Raw genomic sequence first — 18,775 nt, 5'->3', positions numbered from 1 at the left:
TACTTTAAAAATCAATCACTTCTAATCACTCTAAACAAGCTGGGCGTAAATTTCACGCCTTCTACCTGATTGTCAGGCATTGTTTCACGCATTTTGGCGGTTGCTCGCCGAAAATCCTCTGCCGAACGCCATACCGCCACATTTACCAAATGAAATTTTCCATTGGGGTCAAGGTTTTGGTGCAAACGGGTGCTGATGTAGCCGTCTTGGGCTTTCAAAAAATCTGCCGATTTTTGCCAAGATGCCAACGCTTCGGCTTCTTTGCCTTTTGGCACTTCAAAAGCGTTAATCAGCACCACACTATTGGGCGGATTTTGGGGGCTTTTGCCCGCCATTTGACAGGCACTAAGCACCCCTGCCATTGCCAAAGTGCCAATCACGGCAACACATTTTTTTAAAGATTTCATAAAAAACTCCGTTGGTTAAAAAAATAAAATTAAGATTGTTTTGGTTTTCTAATGTTCATACCGTCTTTCATAGACAAGCCCATCAGCACCAAATTGACAAACCCTGCCACAAGTTCCACCGCCTGTATGCCATAAAACACGCCATCAAATTGCCCCAAATTCGCCTTGTGGCACAAATAAAAGGCACAAGGCAGCAAAATCAGCAAACCATTCACAGCGATAAACGGCATTCGTTTTTTCTTGGCGACGATGTTTGGGTGTTTGGCTTTACCGCCCATTTTAAAGCCAGTCGCCCCAGTCAGTGCCATTGCGATAATCAGCACAAATACGCCATAACTAATGGCATTTTTGACCGCCACCACCGCCATTTGCGACAAAAACAGCTCGCTTATCAGCGTACTTGTCCAAAAGCCAAAAATGCACAAAAAAGCGGTGCGACTGGCGATTAAATGGATTTTTCTTAACATTTCACGGTTCATCATCTTTTCCTTGTGGGGGATATTTGTTAAAATAGATAGAAAGCTATCAAACTGAAAACAGTATAGCACGCTATGTTTTTAAATAGCAAGCTATATTTTTAAGGTTGATAAAATTTTTTGTTACTCATTTGATAAATAAAGAGATTTTATGAAACGCTTACAATCTGCTGGCTATTTGATGAACCACATTGCCCGCCAATTTGCCATTTTGCTACACGAAGGTTTAAAGCCTTTGGGGATTAGCCCTGCCCAATTTCCCATTTTGTTAAGCCTTTGGGAAACGGACGGTTTAAGCCAAAATGAACTGGTGGAGATTGCCGATGTCGCCCAAGCCACCATTGCCAACACTTTGGCACGAATGGAGCGAGACGGGCTGATTGAACGGCGTGAAAACCCCAAAGATGCCAGAAGCCGTTTGATTTTTTTGACCGACCACGCCAAAGCCTTGCAAGCGTCCGCCACCCACATCGCCCAAAACATCAATATGGGGGCGTTGTCGGTGCTTGATGATGAGGAGAAACACGCCTTTTTGCTGATGTTAAATAAGGTGCTGGCAAAGCAAAAAGAGATGATACAGAAAGGATAGAGTTTTTAAGAATTTATGAAAGGTGTTTTTTAATAAAAAACACCGCCTGCAATGTACAAACGGTGCTGATGGTTATCAAATTTAGACCACCTCAATCCACTCTCTATCTGCCAATGCCCCTAAGGCGATTTGGTGGATTAACTCAGTCGGAGCGGTGCAAAGGTTGGATAACACACGGATTTTATAATCTTTGGCAAAGGGCGATAGTGCGGTGTGGGTTACGCAGTTTTGAGTCATAATCCCGCAGATGTCAATTTGTTCAATGCCGTGTTGTTTTAAAATCTCAAGCAGATTGGTGTTTAAAAAACTGTCGGCGTGGGCTTTTTGTACCAATGGCTTGTCCGCCAAAATCCCTGCCATTGACGAGTGAAGCTCTGCCCCTGCCGAGCCTTTGGCAAATAACGGATAATCCTCTGCCATCAGGTGCTGAACGCCGATGACAAGCTGTCCGTTATCGCTTGCTTTTTGGGCATAATCGGCAATCTCTTGGGCGATTTTGTCCACATTAAATTGGTCAAATTTGCCGTCTGCTGAGGTAAAGTATTCGTTTTGTACATCAATGATTAAAAGAGCGGTTTTCATAATCTTCTCCGTTTTGGTTAAAAGTTATTTTAATTCAATCACTTGACCGTAAGCAGGAATGATGACTTTATCGGTAAGTTTCTCGCCAATCACAAATTTACGCATATCTTCACGACTCACTCCATTATGATTGGTGGTGTCCATATGCACGGTGATGAGCTTGGCGTTTGGGGCGATTTGGCTTGCCTTTAATACATCTGCCGTCCCCATAATAATGCTGTCGGCAATGCCGTTAATGCGAGCATAGCCTGTGTTCATTACCACAAATTCAGGCTGATATTTGTGCAAAGCCTTATTCACATCTGCCGTCCACACCGTATCGCCCACGATATAGGCGGTTTTGTGTCCGTCTTTTTTGATGACCACACCCATCGCCTCGCCCAAAATTTTGGCAAAGGTTGGATTGGCGTACATCGCTTCCGTGCCGTGGCTGCCGCCTGTTTTGTGAAGTTCTACGCCATTAAAGGTTAATTTTTCGTGCAATACTTGTACATTTTGAAAGCCTTGTGAGCGAATCAGTTTGGCATCGTCTTCATTTTGGGTAAAAATCGGCAAATGCTTTGGAATGGCTTTTTGGGCAGTTTCGTCCCAATGGTCTTCGTGGGTGTGGGTAACAATCACGGCATCCACGCCTTTGATAATCTCACTCACAGGCATTGGCAATTCCACCAAAGGCGAGCGTAAATGGCTGTTAAATGTGCCTTCAAAGCCTGCCATAGAGCCTTTTTTGGCAAAAAATGGATCAACCAAAAAGGTCTGCCCAGCATATTCAATCTTGGCGGTGGCGTTACGGATATGCTAGTAGCTGTCAATGGCAAAAGCCGAAACGCTCATTGATAAAGCAAGGGCGGTTAGGGTTAGTTTTTTAAGCATTTTTATTCCAAACAATCAAAGATGTGCGTATTTTAAGCGTTTTTGCCTTATGCTAAAATAGGCAATATTGCCAATCAACGCAAGGATTTTGCCATTTTATTTTGGTGGGAAAGGTGGTATAATAAATCCATATTTTTCACAAGGAAACAAAATGAAATTTCCATTTCTTAAAAAACTCTCCTATTTTTTAGCAATGTTACCACCTTTTTTATTCTCACAAAATAGCCACGCCGATACCTGCAAACGACCACCAAATAAACATAAACTTGATTATATTTCTTGTCCTTATGAAGGATTTTCACGTGCTGAAAAAGGCAACAAATCAGGATTTGTGGATTTGTCTGGCAATCTTGTCATTCCTTTAATTTATGATGATGCGAATTTATTTAGCGATGGTTTGGCTAAGGTTGAAAAAGATGGAAAAACTTTTTTTATCAATTATCAAGGCGATATTGCCATTCACATTCCTAATAACATAGAAGTGATTGGTGAATTTAAAGAAGGATTTGTGGTTGTTAAGCAAAATGCCAAAATTGGCTTTATGGATAAAATAGGTCAAATTATCATTGATTTTCAATATGATAATGCGTCAGACTTTCGGGAGGGCTTGGCGGTTGTTGTGATGAATAATAAAAACGGATTTATTGATAAAACAGGAAAATTAGTAATTCCTTTTAAGTATGATGAAACAACCAAATTTTTTAATGGCGTTGCCAGCGTAAGAGTTGGTAATAAGTGGGGAGCAATCAATAATCAAGGCGAGCTTGTCATTCCGATGATTTTTGATTTTATCAGCGATTTTAAAGATAGTGAAACAACGGACGCTAAATTAAATGGCGAATGGATTAAAATTGACAAACAAGGCAATATTATCAAAGAAAATACAGAATTGCGAGATTTTGATAAAGGCATTCGCCATCAAAAAATTCTTGAAATTTTAAATAAAAAACAATGACTTTCCACAATACACCCCCAATCCTCACCCTCTACGCCCAAAATGGCTGTAATGATTTTGTATTTAATATTCCGTTTAGCGTCTTTCAAGCACCCTATCAGGGCAAAAAGCTCTTTGATTTTCAAGTCGTGAGCGATAATGGCAAAGCCATTCGTACAGAATTGGGGGCAACAATCACGCCACACGGCAATTTGGATTTAATGGACAATGCCGATATCATCGTCCTTGCAGGTTGGGTGGGCGACAAACCAAGCCGTGCCTTTACCCAAAAATTACAAACCGCCCATCAAAATGGCAAAAAAATCATTGCCTTATGCTATGGGACTTTTGGTCTTGCCTTTGCTGATATTTTGACGGATAAAACAGTCGTTACCCATTGGGCAGGCGAACATACCTTTAAACAACAATTTCCCCACATCAAGCTTGATAACAACAAACTCTATCTTGATGATGGCAATATTTTGACCTCCGCAGGGGCGTATGCAGGTATGGACTGCTGTCTGTATTTTATCCGTACGCTTTATGGGGCAAGTGTTGCCAATGATTTGGCACGACTGTTTGTCTCTGCACCACACCGTGAAGGCGGTCAGGCACAGTTTAGCCAGCTTAGTATCGTCAATCACACCAAAGATAGTAAAATCAATGAATTACTGCAATTTTTAAGCGATAATTTGGATAAAACACATACATTGGACGATTTGGCTGATAAAGTGCATTTATCCAAAAGAAGTTTTAATCGCTATTTTAAAAATGCCACCAATATGACCTTGACCCAGTGGCTGACCGCCAAACGGCTGTCTGTGGTGCAAGAATTATTAGAAAGCTCTGATGAGAGCATTGAGAGAATTGCCCAAAAATCAGGCTTTGGTAGTGCCAGTCATTTGCGAGAGAAGTTTAAGGAGCGGTTTGGGGTAAGTCCGCAGGTGTGGCGGAGGGGGTTTGGGAGTGGTTGATTTAACAGGCAAAATCACTGCGATAAGGGTGAATATACCCAAAGTGGCTAGGGTGAATTTTAGAAGTTTTTTCAATGAAGGTTTCATTGCGGAATGAATAAATCAAACCATTAGGATTTGGTTGTCCTAAATGGTTTTGGTTATTTTGGAAAATTGAGGGGTAAAGGTGGGGTTATGATAATGCTATGATTAAAATCTCAATTACAATTTAAACAAGATAGAAACAAATAATATCAAACCTTAACTATAAATTAATATATAGTTGATCTGTTTCTGAATCAAAAATATCTATGAATTTATCTAAAGATATATTTTTATTTAATCCAAACTTATATGTTGCATAGTTACAATAAGATAAATCAAAATGATGCAAAGGGTGGACTTTACAATTTTCATTCTTTATATCATAGTCATATCTAATATAACCATATTCAAAAACTAGAACATAATTGATTAATTCATATATATCATAGACATTATAAGTATCTATAGAAAAATCTGTCAAAGCTATATAAATTTCCTCATACATATTTAAGATTTCTCTTTTCAAAAAAATAGGATCTTCTTTTTTGAAAAGTGATTTTAATAATGAAAGAATCTGATTATTAATAATTATATTGAGATTTTTATTTTGGTAAAGAACTTCGAGTTTATTATCTTGATTTTTATCTTTCTTTACCTTAAAAGGCATGCAAATGGAATAAATCTTACTGTTTTCTTTTATGAAGATTCTTATAAAATCTGAAAATTCTTTAATACACAGAACATTTCCATTCTCATTTATATTATGGTTTGTGTCATAATGACTGATAATATACTCAACACATGAAAATACAATTGATAAAATATCTAGTTTATCTCTAATTGCAAATCTAAGGTTTTTTGCATAAAACCAATCCTCAATATTTGATTGGATGTTTATCATAAATACTCCAAATTATTTCATAACCTTTTTTAAATCATTAAAATACCCATCAAGGTCTTCTTTAGTAATTTTTCCATTATTATCAATTTGATCTTTCATTAAACCAAAAGATACACTTTGAAATTTTTCTGGAAAATTCATTGATAGATCATAAGCATACTCCATAGCATTAAAATCTTGATAATAATTTTTCAATTTTATTTGTATTTCTTGTTGATGTTCTTTGCTAGGGATAGGACATCTCATCTTTCTCTCGCTATTAATATAGTTTAAACTATTTTTCAGATTATTAATCTTTTCTAAATCATTGTCGTATGAAACAAGATAAGATTCTAAAAATGAACGAGTAAGAGACATATAAAGACTATTTCTAATAAGATAACTATTGGAAATATTATTGCACACAACAATTACAAATGGATATTCTAGACCTTTGATATTGTTGGTATTTGTAATAAAAACTTGATCTTTTATAATCTCTTTTGTTTCATAAGCTATATTACAACCCCAACCATTAAATTTTTCATATATTTTTGATTCTATTTTTTACCAAATCATAGAGATTATTTGCCATATGTTTTTCTGGCAGTATAATAATAGCAATATCATCTGGTGATATTGTTTCATATTTACTTTTTAAATTTTCAATAATCTTAATTATGCTATCAACATCATTATTAAGCGTTACTGTTTCAATCTTTACACCTAAATTCTCATCTTCAACATCCTCAAATCTTCTTACAGGCTCTCGCGTTAAAATATACTCATTTTCCATATCTTGAACAATATAACCGCATTCGTACCATTGTTTTTCATCAAGCCATCTTAATTACTTTCCATCTTCAAATAAATTCATCCCCAAACCATGACTAAACATAAGCGTTCTAGGATCTGTTCTATAGCATCTATTCAATAAAAAATCCGCATCTATTTCATCTTTTTTAGGATCATCGAAAATACTTTGAAAAATATCTCCAGCAATATAAATTTTTTTCCCAGCCACTAATTTGCACAATTCAAAAAAACTATCAGGAAAGTCCTGACTTTCATCAATAATGATGTAATCAAAAGGTTTATCCTTATTAACATTATCCCGATTATTATTAATCTCATTAACTGCATTCTTACAAGCAATATCAAATGAAACAACTTGTGAAAAGGTTTGGAATGGTATATTGTAAAAATTACAAATATAGCTAAGTGTACCAGTATGTGGTGCATTTCTTGAGCCCCAAGCATGCATACACCATAATCTTTTATTCCATTCAATTTGTTCTTCCACTTTCATAAAATTAAAAAATTTTGGGATTCTATCTTGCAAATTTTTAGCTAGAATTTTATTGTGGCAAGTAAATAGAATTCTAGACTCTTTATCTTCAGTATAAAATTCAATTAATTTATGTAATAATAATTCAGTTTTTCCCGTTCCTGACAAGCCTTGTATTTTTGTCATAAACTCATTTGTTGGATGATGAATAAATTTAGTTTGCTGACCATCAAACAAGACAATTTTCTTCTTGATATTTTCTAATAAATCTTTTGGTTCATCTAATGCAACACCTTTAATATCATTAATACTACCTGTAATCAAAGAGATAAGTAAATTAGCATTTCTCTTTTCTTGGTAATTAACCAATAAGAAGTCGGGATTACAAATAATATCATTTAAAGACAAATTCTCAATATATCTTTCAACTACAAGATTTTTTCTCCAAATTTTGGGGCGATCTAATAGTTTTATGTAATTAAACTTTTTTGATAAATGCCCTATATCTTCAATAAAGTCATCAACAAAATCATCAAACCCAAAAACAATGTTTCCCTTATCCCCAAATTACCCCCTCAAACTCCCCATATCAATCACAAAGCGATATTTCACATCACTCTTTTGCATACGCTCATAAGCAGTATTGATGTCTTGCATCTTTATCATTTCCACATCTGGCACAATATTATGCTCGGCACAAAAGTCCAGCATTTCTTGCGTTTCGGCAATACCGCCAATCACAGAGGCAGAAATACTGCGGCGACCGATAATCATCGGCACGGTGTTGATGGTTTCTTTAAGTTCTCCCACCAGCCCCACCAGCACCAGCGTGCCGTCCAGTGTCAAAGTTGGCATATACGGTTTTAAATCGTGGGTGTATGGCACGGTGTCAATAATCAAATCAAAGGTGTTGGCGACTTCTTTCATCTGATTGTCATCGGTAGAAAGCACCACACGGCTCGCCCCCAAACGGTAAGCATCATTAGCTTTGCCCAGTGAGCGAGTAAAAAGCGTAACTTCTGCTCCCATCGCTTTGGCAAGTTTAACCGCCATATGCCCCAGTCCCCCAAGCCCGACAACAGCGACTTTTGAGCCGGCTTTGACATTCCAATGACGCAGGGGCGAATAAGTGGTAATGCCTGCACACAAAAGAGGGGCAACCGCTTTGGTGTCCAATTTTTCAGAGACTTTTAACACAAAATCCTTGCTCACCACCACACCTGTGCTGTAACCGCCTTGTGTTGGTGTGCCGTCAAAGCGGTCAATACCGCCATAAGTGCCGATGTTGCCCACTTCGCAGTACTGCTCCAAACCGTGCTAACAAGGACTGCATTCACGGCAAGAGTCCACCATACAGCCGACACCGACCAAATCGCCGATTTTAAATTTGTTGGCGTTTTTGCCGAGCTTGCTCACACGACCGATGATTTCGTGTCCCGGTACAAGCGGATAATGTTGTGTCCAACCCCAATCATTGCGTGCCATATGCAAGTCAGAGTGGCAGACGCCACAGTACAAAATATCAATCAAAACATCGTCTTCACGGAGTTCTCTGCGTTCAAAACTGTGTGGAGTAAGGGGTGTGGTTGCCGAAAAAGCGGCATAGGATTTGACAGGATAGGTCATTTGGGGTTCCTAAATGGTTGAAATGGCAACTATTATAATGCCAATGATTTATTATTAAAAATCAAGAATTTTGATAAACAGGTATCAGTCAAAATGATAGTTGGGGGGGGTTCAGGCTGCCTGAGAAAATCCCCATTTTCAATCATTTTAAATACTTCGCGTGAAAAGCAATGTGCTTTTCAATAAAACTGGCAATAAAATAATAAGAATGGTCAAAGCCTGCCTGTAAATCATATTGATAATTGATGCCCAATTTATCTGCCATTTGACAAAATAATTCTGGCTTTAATTGCGTGTGCAAAAACTCATCTTTATCGCCCTGTTCAATCAAAATGGGTAGATTTTTTTGTTTAATCGCAAGATGATGTTTTTCTAATAACGCCACGCTGTCATAATCCGCCCACGCCTGTTTGCCATCGCCCAAATAAGCGGTAAATGCCTTTTGTCCCCAAGCAACTTGTGTCGGTGCAGTGATGGGCGAAAATGCCGAAACGCTTTGATAATGCTCCAAATTTTTAAAGGCAATGGTCAAAGCACCGTGTCCGCCCATTGAATGCCCAAAAATGGATTGTTTGCCATTGATGGGAAAATGCTGGTTAATCAAAGTCGGCAATTCTTTGGCAATATAATCGTACATTTGATAATGTTTTGCCCACTCACCCTGTGTGGCGTTCAGATAAAATCCTGCCCCCTGCCCCAAATCATAAGCCGTATCGTCCGCCACGCCTTCGCCTCGTGGCGATGTGTCAGGGGCGACAACGATGACATTATGCTCATCGGCATAGCGTTGATAGCCTGATTTGGTGATGAAATTTTGCTCGGTGCAGGTTAAGCCTGATAGCCAGTAGAGTACAGGCAATTTTTGGTTTTTGGCGGTGTCGGGTAGATAAATGGCAAATTTCATTTCACAATTTAGGCTGCCTGAAAAATGTTGCCAGATTTGTTGTTCGCCGTTGAAAATGCGGTGGGTTTGTAGGTGTTGCATTGCCTTTTACTCAAATATAATTAACTGATTTTAAATATAAATTTCTGATTTGGCAAACAAGACTGCCTGTCCGCCCAATAGCATTCGCTCGCCTTGTATTTTGCCGTACAGTACGCCTGTGCGTTCGCTTGCCTGCAAACCAACCAATTCATTTTTACCTAATTTGTCCGCCCAATAGGGGAAAATATGACAATGTGCCGAACCGCATACAGGGTCTTCGGATATGCCCAATTTTGGGGCGAATGAGCGAGACACGCAGTCAAAGTGTGGCGAGGTGCTTGGGGCGGTAAAGTGGCACAATGCTCCTTGCAACTGGGCGATTTGGCTGTCGTTGGGCTGATAATTTTTGACGATGTTTTCATCATCAAATACGCACATTAAATCTCGTCCTAGATAGACTTCGTTTGGCACAACGCCCAAAATATTAGCAATGGGGGCGATGTCGTCTATTTTTTGTAGGGCAAAAACAGGGAAATCCATTAACAGCTGATTGCCGCTTTTTTGTACGGTCAAAACACCGCTTTGTCTGGTGTGAAATTTTAAAGTGTCAGGGCAATCTGTTAATGCTAAATGCAGGGCAAACGCAGTAGCAAGCGTGGCGTGTCCACACAGGCTGACTTCCACTTTTGGGGTAAACCAACGCAGTTCAAATGCATCATTTTTAGGCACAACAAAGGCGGTTTCAGATAGGTTGTTTTCTTTGGCGATGTTTAATAACACCGTATCATCAAGCCATTCATCAAGCAGACATACCGCCGCAGGATTGCCTTTAAAAACGGTATCGGTAAAGGCATCAATGGTGTATTGGGGAATGTGCTGGGGCATTGTTGTTTCCTTTCTTAAAAAAATCAAGTTATTATAGCATTTTTTAAGAATGCACAAATCAAAACACCGCCCAAATTTCCCATTCAAACGGAGTTTTTATTTTAAAAATCAATAATGAATCACACTTCTAATAGACTTGCCTTCGTGCATTAAATCAAAAGCGTCATTGATTTTATCAAGGGGCATTGTATGCGTAACAAAAGGCGACAGGCGAATTTTGCCAGCCATTGCATCTTCCACCATTTGCGGTAATTGCGAGCGACCTTTGACACCGCCAAATGCCGTGCCTTTCCAAGTACGCCCTGTTACAAGCTGAAATGGGCGAGTGCTAATCTCTTGTCCTGCCCCTGCCACGCCAATAATCACCGACTGCCCCCAACCACGATGAGCCGACTCCAATGCTGCACGCATTACCTCCACATTGCCGATACATTCAAAAGTGTGGTCTATGCCCCATTTGGTCATTTCAATTAAGATTTGCTGAATGGGCTTGTCAAAATCTTTGGGGTTTAGGCAATCGGTCGCCCCAAACTCTTTTGCCAACGCAAATTTTTCAGGGTTGGTATCAATGGCAAAAATCCGCCCAGCGTTCGCCTGTTTTGCCCCTTGAATCACCGCCAAACCAATACCGCCCAAGCCAAACACCGCCACCGAGTCACCTGCCTGCACTTTGGCGGTATTATGCACCGCCCCTATGCCTGTGGTAACGCCACAGCCAAGCAAGCAAACTTCCTGTGGATTGGCTTTGGGGTTGATTTTGGCAAGCGACACCTCCGCCACCACCGTGTATTCGCTAAAAGTGGAACAGCCCATATAGTGATAAATCGGCTTGCCCTCGTACGAAAAACGGCTCGTGCCGTCTGGCATTACGCCTTGCCCTTGCGTTGCTCGCACCGATACGCACAGATTGCTTTTGTTAGATTGACAAAATTCGCACTCGCCACATTCTGCCGTATAAAGTGGAATGACGTGGTCGCCCACCACCACAGAAGTTACGCCCTCGCCCACTTCCACCACCACGCCTGCCCCTTCGTGTCCCAAGACCACAGGGAACAAGCCTTCTGGGTCAGCCCCTGATAGGGTAAAGGCATCGGTGTGGCACACGCCTGTGTGGGTGATTTTGACCAAAACTTCGCCTTTTTTGGGGCGTTCTACATCAATTTCTACGATTTTCAAGGGTTCATTGGGGGCAAATGCTACTGCCGCACGGGATTTGATTGTATTTGTCATAACTGTATTCAAAAATAAAATTACCATTATAAAACAAAGAGGTTATGATGGAAAATTGAGAATTTTGATGAATGGTTATAAATTAAAATAATAAATGAACATCACACATCGTCAATCTCATACTGCAATCTTTGGATAGCAAAACACACATGGATAAAATAAAAACAGCCCATCATTGATGTGCTGTTTTTTTGTATGGTATATGAGGCTTAATTAAATCAGTTCTTGAACGGCAGCAACCACTTTATCCACCGTAAAGCCAAAGTGTTTAAACAAATCTTTGGCAGGAGCAGATTCGCCAAACGAAGTCATGCCAATGACTTTGCCATCAAGTCCGACAAATTTATACCAATAATCACTGATGCCAGCCTCGACCGCCACTCTGGCACGCACGCCACTTGGCAAAACACTTTCACGATAGTCGCCATCTTGCTGAACAAACAACTCAGCACATGGCATCGACACCACACGCACGCCATCAAGCATTTCATAAGCCCCCATCGCCAACTCCACTTCTGACCCTGTGGCAATAATGATGGCTTTAAGCTCGCCTTTTTCTTTGGCAAGTACATAGCCACCTTTGGCAATATTGGCAATTTGGCTCTCGTCACGCTGCTGGAACGGCAAATTTTGACGAGACAAAATCAATGAAGTTGGTGCATGATTGGTTTTTAGGGCAATTTTCCACGCCACCGCTGTCTCTACGGTGTCGCATGGACGCCAAGTGTAGTGATTTGGCGTATAACGCAAACTTGCCACCTGCTCCACAGGCTGATGCGTAGGTCCATCTTCGCCAAGCCCAATGCTGTCATGCGTATAAACATTGATGACTTGCTGTTTCATCAAAGCAGACATACGCACTGCATTTCTGGCGTATTCCATGAACATCAAGAAAGTAGCAGTATAAGGAATGAATCCACCGTGCAATGCCACGCCATTGGCAATCGCTGTCATGCCAAATTCACGCACGCCATAATGCACATAGTTGCCGTCAGCATGCTCTTGCACGCCTTTGGCATCTTTCCATAGTGTCAAGTTTGAACCAGCCAAGTCAGCACTGCCACCCAAGACTTCTGGCAAATGTGGCACTAAGGCTGCGATGGCGTTTTGGCTGGCTTTACGAGTGGCGATACTCTCGCCCTTGTCATGACACGCCTTAATAAATTCATCAGCAATCGCATCAAAATCTGCTGGCAAACGACCTGACAAACGACGCTCCAATTCATCAGCCAAATCAGGATAGCTTGCCTTGTACTTGGCAAATTGCTCATTCCAAGCCTGTTCACGCTTTGCTCCTTGTTTGGTTGCGTCCCACGCCTGATAAATCTCATCAGAGATGGCAAATGGCGTGCTGTCCGCCCAGCCCAAAGTCTGGCGTACCAAAGCAATCTCATCATGACCAAGTGGTGCACCATGACAATCTTCTTTGCCTTGCTTGTTGGGCGAACCCAAGCCAATGATGGTCTTGCAGATGATGAGCGTTGGCTTATTTGTTTCTTGTTTTGCCAAGATGGTTGCTTGACGAATGGCGTCTTGGTCATGTCCATCCACATGAAGCACCTGCCAGCCATACGCCTCAAAACGCTTGGCGGTATCATCACTAAACCAACCCTCAACCTCGCCATCAATAGAGATACCATTATCATCATAATAAGCGATGAGTTTGCCCAATCCCAAAGTGCCTGCCAGTGAGCACGCCTCGTGCGACACACCCTCCATCAAACAGCCATCACCCAAAAATACATAGGTATGGTGGTCGATGATGGCATTGTCTGGTTTGTTAAATTGTGCCGCCAAAGTTTTTTCTGCCAAAGCAAAGCCCACCGCATTGGCAATGCCTTGACCCAAAGGACCTGTCGTGGTCTCAACGCCATCAGCATAGCCATACTCAGGGTGTCCTGCGGTCTTTGAATGTAGCTGGCGGAAAGATTTTAGGTCGTCAATGCTCAAATCATAGCCGGTCAGATGCAGTAGTGCATAAAGCAACATGGAGCCATGACCATTTGATAGCACAAAGCGGTCTCGGTTTGCCCATTTGGCATTTTTTGGGTTATGGCTCAAAAATTCACGCCACAACACTTCGGCAATATCCGCCATGCCCATTGGAGCACCAGGGTGTCCTGAGTTGGCTTGCTGAACAGCGTCCATCGCAAGAATACGAATGGCATTGGCGTTGTGTCTTTGGTTTAATGGAGTTGGCATAAGTGCTACCTATTTTAGTATTTATAAAAAAATTATTGATGAGTGATGACGGTTAATCCGCCCATATATGGCTGCAATACGGCTGGAATATTGATTGTGCCATCGGCATTTTGATGATTTTCCATGATGGCAAGCAAGGTACGACCCACTGCCAAGCCAGAACCGTTTAGGGTATGCACAAGCTCACTTTTTTTACCATCTTTGAGGCGTGCTTGCATACGGCGTGCCTGAAAATCGCCACAGTTAGAACAGCTAGAAATCTCACGATAGGTGTTTTGCGATGGTAGCCATACTTCAATGTCATAAGTCTTGGTGGCACTAAATCCCATGTCGCCCGTGCATAGCTGCACCACACGATAAGGCAACTCTAACGCTTGTAAAATACTCTGTGCCTGCAAGGTCATCTCTTCTAGTGCGTCCATAGAAGTGTCAGCCTTGACGATTTGCACCATTTCCACCTTTTCAAACTGGTGCTGGCGAATTAAGCCTCTGGTGTCTCGTCCTGCCGAGCCCGCCTCACTTCTAAAACAAGGAGTGTGGGCGGTAAGTTTAATAGGCAGTTCATCGCCACTTAAAATCACATCTCTGACGGTATTTGTTAAAGGAATTTCAGAAGTTGAAATCAGATAATAATCCTTTTCACGCAAGCGAAACAAGTCTTCTTCAAATTTAGGCAGCTGTCCTGTGCCTTGCAAACTCTCGCTATTGACAATATACGGCACATACATTTCGGTGTAGCCAGCCTTAGTGTGGGTATCTAGCATGAACTGCACTAAGGCACGGTTTAGCTTGGCAAGCTGTCCACGAAGTACGCTAAATCGTGACCCTGTCAATTTGGTTGCCAACTCAAAATCAAGTAGCCCTAAGTCCTCGCCCAAATCGGTGTGGTCTTTGATGGCAAAGTCAAACACTCGTGGCTCGCCCCATTTTAGCACTTCCACATTGTCGTTTTCATCTTCGCCCACAGGCACGCCGTCCGCAGGTAAATTAGGAATTTGCAAGGCGGCTTGATTGATGGTGTTTTGTAGTTCACGCAAGGTATTTTCGGCAGCTTTCATCTCTTCGCTGACGGCTTGCATTTGAGCCATCAACTCGGTCGTATCCAAACCTTGTCGTTTTAGTTCGCCCACTTGTTTTGCACCGGCATTCTTCTTGGCTTGCAATGCTTCGGTCGCCACCTGAATGGATTTACGCTCTTCCTCCACCGATTGCCAAAAAGCAATGTCCAAATCATAGCCACGAGTGGCAAGTTTGCTGGCAAGCTCTTGTAAATCACCACGCAATAATTTTGGGTCTAGCATAAATCTTAAATCCTAAAATAACAGTCTAAAACAGAATAAAATATGCTTATCATAGCAAATTTTAGCCAAAATTTCAGCCACTTTTAATGATTTTTTGACAAAAGTCCTGCTTTTCATCTTGTATTGTTGGCGAATTTGGAAAAATTTGCACAAAAAGACAAGTTTTGGTTTATTTTTGTTGGCAAAATAGGTAATATAAAGGGATTTTTATGCCGATGAATACGGATTATCTATGAGCAAATCAACCGCATTATATCCTTACACCCTCAAACCCATCGCCTTGAACATGAGCGAAAGTGAGTTTAAAGCCGCCCAAATGGCATTATTTGAAAAAAGTGCCAGCCATTTTTCCATCAAATCCATCAAAACCAAAGAATGGGCGATTATGGCAGCTGTGGTCATTGCAGCGATTGCTGGCTTGGCGTTGGTTAGCGGCTACTCAACCATCATTTTTTGGGTCATGCTGGTGTTGGTTGGTTTGTATCTATTGGCTCGCACTGCGGGGCTAAAATGGTACATGAAAAAAGAATATGAAAAACAAGTCGCTAGCACACAAATGCCCAAAGAGCTCGACCATCTCTCATTGGGCGTGCAGTCGCACGGCTTAGTCATGGCAATGCCTGCCCCCACTTCCGTCATCAACTCGCCACAAATGCGTGGTATGCAAATGCGTAGTACCGCTCAGTCTGGTGTGATTGGCTGGGATAGCGTCACCAGCTGGGACGAAACGGACGAATTTTTGTTCATGATGTTTGAATTAAACGGTCAAAAAGGCAGTCAAATTATCCCAAAACGCCTTGAAAAACAAGGTCTGCCCATCAGCACCATCACCAAACACCTCTCCCAAATCAAACCCAAAGGGCTAGAATCTTTGATGCAGTCGCCGCTAAGCAACTAACCCATCATCCTAGTTTTTAAAATCGCTGGCAAAAGCTGGCGATTTTTTTATGTCCATCACAAGCAAGCCATGCACTTTATTTTAGCCACAAAAAAGCCAAGCAAAATGGCTTGGCTTTTGTATAACGACGACAATGTCAATCATCACACCAAATCAATGTTGGCGATAGTTTGGTGCTTCTTTGGTGATTTGCACATCATGAACATGAGATTCTTTCATGCCTGCTGATGTTACTTTGACAAAGGTGGTGTTCTTACGCATCTCTTCGATGGTACGACAGCCTGTGTAGCCCATTGATGATTTTAGACCGCCTGCCAACTGATTAACAATACCAGCCACAGGGCCTTTATAAGGCACACGACCTTCAATGCCTTCTGGTACTAATTTTTCAACACCTTCTTTGGCATCTTGGAAATAACGGTCCGATGAGCCATTTTGACCACTCATGGCACCCAATGAACCCATGCCACGATACGCCTTATAATAACGACCTTGGAATAGCTCCACTTCGCCTGGGGCTTCTTCGGTACCTGCAAGCAGACCGCCCACCATGATACACGATGCACCTGCGGCAATGGCTTTTGCCATGTCGCCAGAGAAGCGAATACCGCCATCAGCAATCAATGGGATACGGTCTTTTAGGGCGGTGGCTACATCGTCAATGGCACTAATTTGTGGCACACCAATACCTGCAATGATGCGAGTGGTGCAAATAGAACCAGGTCCAATACCCACTTTGACAGCGTTAGCACCAGCGTCCATTAAAGCAAGTGCCGCATCACCTGTGGCAATATTACCGCCAATGACTTGAATATTTGGGTAGTTTTTCTTAATCCACGCCACACGGTCAATCACGCCCTTAGAATGCCCATGAGCTGTATCTACGATAATCACATCAACATCAGCAGCAATCAACGCCTCAACACGAGCCTCTGTATCTGCACCCGTGCCAACTGCCGCACCCACACGCAAACGACCTTTGCTGTCTTTGGCGGCATTGGGGTTATTTTCAGCTTTGGTAAAATCATTGACCGTAATCAGACCTTTTAGGCGATAATCATCATCAATCACCACCACTTTTTCGATGCGATGAGCATGGAGCAGCTCTTTGATGCGTTCTTGGGTTTCGCCCTCTTTGACCGTGACCAGCTTGTCTTTTGGGGTCATTACATTGGCGACAGGCTGATTCAAATTGGTTTCAAAACGCAAATCACGATGAGTAACAATGCCCACAACTTTATTTGTGCCTTTTTCAACGACAGGCACACCGCTGATTTTGTGTTCTTGGGTAATGCGAAGCAGCTCGCCAACAGTAATGTCAGGTGTAACCGTGATGGGGTCGGCAACCGTGCCTGCTTCAAATTTTTTGACATGGCGAACACGGCGTGCTTGATGAGCGATGTCCATGTTCTTGTGAATGACGCCCATACCACCAAGCTGAGCCATCGCAATCGCCATCTTAGATTCAGTCACGGTATCCATGGCGGCTGAAATGATGGGTAAATTTAGATTGATGTCAGTAGTGAGGCGAGTGGTAAGACTGGTTTCTTTGGGAAGGACTTCGGAATAGGCAGGAAGCAGTAGAACATCATCGAATGTCAAAGCATCATAGGCAATGCGTAGCATAGGTTATTTCCTCAATGGTTGCCTTTGTCAGGATAACAAAAGCCTGATATGAAATAACGCTGTATTGTATCATAAATTTGACAAATAAGGCAATTTATTTTGCAAAATTTGGTCTATTTTGGCATAATAACGCATCATTTTTTAACCTCGATTGTGATTCAATGAAAACATCTTTTAAATTTTGTGCTGCCATGCTTTTGTCCGCCTTTGCCTTGACAGCCTGCAATAAGCAAACTACCCAAGCTGGCTCGTCCGACAAACAGGCTCAAACCACAGCTCAACCCGCCGAAAACAACCAAGCGGTCGTTGATGCCTTGCAAGCCAGCCTAAAAGCATCGAACATCAACGACTTGACCGTAAAAACCGCCCTACCAACCGCCATGCCAGAGGTGTACTGGGTCAGTTTTGACAACGCCCCTGCCATGTTTACCGATAAGACAGGTTCATATTTAATTCAAGGTCAAATCATTAAAATTGGCGATGAAAAACCAGCTGACATCACAGCAGACATCATACCAACCATCGCCAAATCCACCCTATCTCAAATCCCAACGGACGAGATGATTATCAGTCCAGCCAAAGGCGAGACCAAAGCTGCCATCTATGTATTTACCGACCCGACTTGCCACTACTGCCAAAAACTGCACGGCGAGCTTGAACAAATCAATGCAGGTGGTGTCGAAGTACGCTATTTGGCATGGCCACGCAACGAGGCAACCGTACCAATGACTCAGCACATCTGGTGTGCAGCCGACCGCCTGACTACACTTGGCGAAGCCAAGCATGGCAAAACACCTCCACCTGCCAGCTGTGACAATCCTGTTCGCAAACACATGAGCATTGGCTTACAACTGGGTGTATCAGGCACACCTGCCGTCTTCACCGAATCAGGGCAACAAATCGGTGGATATATCCCTGCTGATGAATTGATTCAATTAGCCATTCAAAATCGCTAATTAAACACTTTAATCAACCACACCAAATCATTTGATGATTGACCAAAATTTAGGATATTTTTGGTAAATCATCAAAAATTAGTAGCACTTGGTCATAAG

At 41.8% G+C, this 18,775-nt stretch carries 19 protein-coding genes and 1 pseudogene; 5 read left to right on the top strand and 15 right to left on the bottom strand.

The annotated features are described in order from the left end of the window. Positions 1 to 11 precede the first annotated feature (11 nt). Together LU297_RS07320 and LU297_RS07315 are read right to left on the bottom strand one after the other, a co-directional pair. Entirely contained in the window at positions 12 to 407 is a 396-nt protein-coding gene (locus LU297_RS07320; protein WP_263075881.1) for an antibiotic biosynthesis monooxygenase family protein, read from the bottom strand. Positions 408 to 436: 29 nt separating this feature from the next. Next, a complete protein-coding gene (locus LU297_RS07315) occupies positions 437 to 886 on the bottom strand; it encodes a hypothetical protein (RefSeq protein WP_263075880.1) in 450 nt (149 codons plus the stop codon). 148 nt (positions 887 to 1,034) lie between these two features. Here LU297_RS07315 and LU297_RS07310 point away from each other — a divergent pair, with 148 nt between their 5' ends. Next, a complete protein-coding gene (locus LU297_RS07310) occupies positions 1,035 to 1,472 on the top strand; it encodes a MarR family winged helix-turn-helix transcriptional regulator (RefSeq protein ID WP_263075879.1) in 438 nt (145 codons plus the stop codon). A gap of 81 nt (positions 1,473 to 1,553) precedes the next feature. Here the strand turns inward: LU297_RS07310 and LU297_RS07305 are convergent, their stop codons facing one another. Both LU297_RS07305 and LU297_RS07300 read right to left on the bottom strand, forming a co-directional pair. Then, positions 1,554 to 2,054 (bottom strand): isochorismatase family protein, encoded by a 501-nt coding sequence (locus LU297_RS07305; RefSeq protein WP_263075878.1) that lies wholly within the window; start codon positions 2,052 to 2,054, stop codon positions 1,554 to 1,556. Between the two features lie 24 nt (positions 2,055 to 2,078). Further along, positions 2,079 to 2,828 carry an MBL fold metallo-hydrolase gene (locus LU297_RS07300; protein WP_263077362.1) on the bottom strand — a complete coding sequence of 250 codons (750 nt, stop codon included), beginning with the start codon at positions 2,826 to 2,828 and terminating at the stop codon, positions 2,079 to 2,081. 166 nt (positions 2,829 to 2,994) lie between these two features. Here LU297_RS07300 and LU297_RS07295 point away from each other — a divergent pair, with 166 nt between their 5' ends. Continuing rightward, positions 2,995 to 3,882, top strand: coding sequence for a WG repeat-containing protein (locus LU297_RS07295; RefSeq protein WP_263075877.1), 888 nt, complete (start codon positions 2,995 to 2,997; stop codon positions 3,880 to 3,882). Beyond that, positions 3,879 to 4,835, top strand: a complete 957-nt coding sequence (locus LU297_RS07290) for a GlxA family transcriptional regulator (RefSeq protein ID WP_263075875.1) — start codon at positions 3,879 to 3,881, stop codon at positions 4,833 to 4,835. The genes LU297_RS07295 and LU297_RS07290 overlap by 4 nt, the downstream gene beginning before the upstream one ends. A 244-nt stretch (positions 4,836 to 5,079) precedes the next feature. On the opposite strand, the gene LU297_RS07285 is transcribed toward LU297_RS07290, so the two are convergent. The 10 genes and pseudogenes from LU297_RS07285 to serS all read right to left on the bottom strand — a co-directional run bounded on the left by LU297_RS07285 (position 5,080) and on the right by serS (position 15,196). Next, positions 5,080 to 5,760 (bottom strand): STM2766 family helicase-associated protein, encoded by a 681-nt coding sequence (locus LU297_RS07285; protein ID WP_263075874.1) that lies wholly within the window; start codon positions 5,758 to 5,760, stop codon positions 5,080 to 5,082. 12 nt (positions 5,761 to 5,772) lie between these two features. Then, positions 5,773 to 6,216, bottom strand: a complete 444-nt coding sequence (locus tag LU297_RS07280; RefSeq protein WP_263077361.1) for an ATP-binding domain-containing protein — start codon at positions 6,214 to 6,216, stop codon at positions 5,773 to 5,775. Positions 6,217 to 6,283: 67 nt separating this feature from the next. After that, positions 6,284 to 6,535 carry a hypothetical protein gene (locus LU297_RS07275; protein WP_263075873.1) on the bottom strand — a complete coding sequence of 84 codons (252 nt, stop codon included), beginning with the start codon at positions 6,533 to 6,535 and terminating at the stop codon, positions 6,284 to 6,286. A gap of 54 nt (positions 6,536 to 6,589) precedes the next feature. Next, a complete protein-coding gene (locus LU297_RS07270; RefSeq protein ID WP_263075872.1) occupies positions 6,590 to 7,435 on the bottom strand; it encodes a DEAD/DEAH box helicase family protein in 846 nt (281 codons plus the stop codon). 159 nt (positions 7,436 to 7,594) lie between these two features. Continuing rightward, a pseudogene (locus tag LU297_RS07265) lies at positions 7,595 to 8,653 on the bottom strand (NAD(P)-dependent alcohol dehydrogenase). 142 nt (positions 8,654 to 8,795) lie between these two features. Beyond that, positions 8,796 to 9,638 (bottom strand): S-formylglutathione hydrolase, encoded by an 843-nt coding sequence (gene fghA / locus LU297_RS07260; RefSeq protein ID WP_263075871.1) that lies wholly within the window; start codon positions 9,636 to 9,638, stop codon positions 8,796 to 8,798. Between the two features lie 30 nt (positions 9,639 to 9,668). Next, complete coding sequence (locus LU297_RS07255) at positions 9,669 to 10,463, bottom strand: PhzF family phenazine biosynthesis protein (RefSeq protein ID WP_263075870.1); 795 nt, start codon at positions 10,461 to 10,463, stop codon at positions 9,669 to 9,671. A 108-nt stretch (positions 10,464 to 10,571) separates the two neighbouring features. Then, entirely contained in the window at positions 10,572 to 11,681 is a 1,110-nt protein-coding gene (locus tag LU297_RS07250; protein WP_263077360.1) for an S-(hydroxymethyl)glutathione dehydrogenase/class III alcohol dehydrogenase, read from the bottom strand. Between the two features lie 225 nt (positions 11,682 to 11,906). Further along, the gene (gene tkt, locus LU297_RS07245; RefSeq protein ID WP_263075869.1) at positions 11,907 to 13,895 is read right to left on the bottom strand and encodes a transketolase; all 1,989 of its coding nucleotides are present in this window, start codon (positions 13,893 to 13,895) and stop codon (positions 11,907 to 11,909) included. A gap of 32 nt (positions 13,896 to 13,927) precedes the next feature. Continuing rightward, positions 13,928 to 15,196, bottom strand: coding sequence for a serine--tRNA ligase (serS, locus tag LU297_RS07240; protein WP_263075868.1), 1,269 nt, complete (start codon positions 15,194 to 15,196; stop codon positions 13,928 to 13,930). Between the two features lie 232 nt (positions 15,197 to 15,428). Here serS and LU297_RS07235 point away from each other — a divergent pair, with 232 nt between their 5' ends. After that, complete coding sequence (locus LU297_RS07235) at positions 15,429 to 16,094, top strand: YcxB family protein (protein ID WP_263075867.1); 666 nt, start codon at positions 15,429 to 15,431, stop codon at positions 16,092 to 16,094. 153 nt (positions 16,095 to 16,247) lie between these two features. Here the strand turns inward: LU297_RS07235 and guaB are convergent, their stop codons facing one another. Further along, complete coding sequence (gene guaB / locus LU297_RS07230; RefSeq protein WP_263075866.1) at positions 16,248 to 17,720, bottom strand: IMP dehydrogenase; 1,473 nt, start codon at positions 17,718 to 17,720, stop codon at positions 16,248 to 16,250. A 161-nt stretch (positions 17,721 to 17,881) separates the two neighbouring features. On the opposite strand from guaB, the gene LU297_RS07225 reads away from it, so the two are divergent. Continuing rightward, positions 17,882 to 18,676, top strand: a complete 795-nt coding sequence (locus LU297_RS07225) for a DsbC family protein (RefSeq protein ID WP_263075865.1) — start codon at positions 17,882 to 17,884, stop codon at positions 18,674 to 18,676. The last annotated feature ends 99 nt before the right edge of the window (positions 18,677 to 18,775 follow it).

Origin of the sequence: Moraxella nasicaprae (assembly GCF_025643275.1) — a bacterium.
Classification (GTDB): Bacteria; Pseudomonadota; Gammaproteobacteria; order Pseudomonadales; family Moraxellaceae; genus Moraxella; species Moraxella nasicaprae.
Note: the sequence above shows the minus strand (reverse complement) of the source record. Positions and strands in the feature narration are given on the sequence as shown.